Source organism: Mesorhizobium sp. M7A.F.Ca.MR.362.00.0.0, assembly GCF_004023175.1.
Lineage (GTDB): Bacteria > Pseudomonadota > Alphaproteobacteria > Rhizobiales > Rhizobiaceae > Mesorhizobium.
In genome coordinates this window covers 1-953 of record NZ_RZTF01000810.1, presented here as the reverse complement: position 1 = coordinate 953, position 953 = coordinate 1, and the positions used below count along the sequence as shown (strand labels likewise).

1 protein-coding gene is annotated in these 953 nt (G+C 68.1%); it reads left to right on the top strand.

All coding sequences use genetic code 11. From position 1 onward, the window contains the following. On the top strand, positions 1–754 hold a 754-nt coding region (locus EOC06_RS37870), incomplete at its 5' end, for an iron chelate uptake ABC transporter family permease subunit (protein WP_164899026.1). Positions 755–953 lie beyond the last annotated feature (199 nt).

Here is a 953-nt window from a genome sequence, read left to right as displayed (position 1 = left end):
GGTCACCGGCACCCCGCTGGCGAGCCCCGAAGTGCTTGGCGTCGGCACCGGCGCCGGTGCCGGCCTGACAGCCGTGCTGATGGTCAGCGCCACGGCCGATCTCGGCTGGCAGCTCGCCGGCTCAGCCCTGGGCTCACTGGTGGCCTTGATTGCCATGCTGGCCCTTGCCGCACGAGCAAAGTTCGGTGCCGAGCGGCTGCTGCTTGCCGGGATCGCCATGAGCGCGCTCTGCAGCGCTGCGATCACCGCGACGATCGCCATGGGCAACGCGCAGTCCTACATCCTGTTGCGCTGGCTGAGCGGCTCGACCGGCCAGGCGTCGACGCTCGATGCAGGGCTAGCACTCGCCTGTCTGTTGCCGCTGACATTGCCGCTGTTCCTCGCCGCGCGCTGGCTCGACATCCTGCCGCTCGGGTCCGACAGCGCACGCGGGCTGGGCGTGCCGGTCGCCGGCGGACGATTGATGCTGATCGTCGTTGCCGCGCTCCTCACCGCGCTGGCCGCCATGGTCGTCGGACCGTTGAGCTTCGTCGGCCTGATCGCGCCACACCTTGCCCGTCTGGTCGGCTTTTCCCGCGCCCGCGTCCATCTCGCCGGAGCGATGCTTCTGGGCGCCCTGCTGATGATCGTCTCGGACTGGCTGTCGCGCATGGCTGCCTTTCCCTACGAACTGCCCGCCGGCCTGTTCGCTTCGCTGCTTGGCGGGCCGTATCTCGTCTACCTGCTTGCCAAGGGCGTGCCGCGCCAGGGCTGACGGGTTCCGAAATGCTATGAGGTTCTATCCATAGGGCTAGGCCAGTGCGGCCAAGCTGGCGCGCATCGATCGGTCATGTTCCGGCAGCCGTGATACGGTCGGCAGGCCGCGGGCTTCCTGGGCACCGAAGCCCAACCGTGTCAGACAGGCGCGCGCCAAGGCCGCATTGCTGTCGATGACGACCAATCCATTGATATCG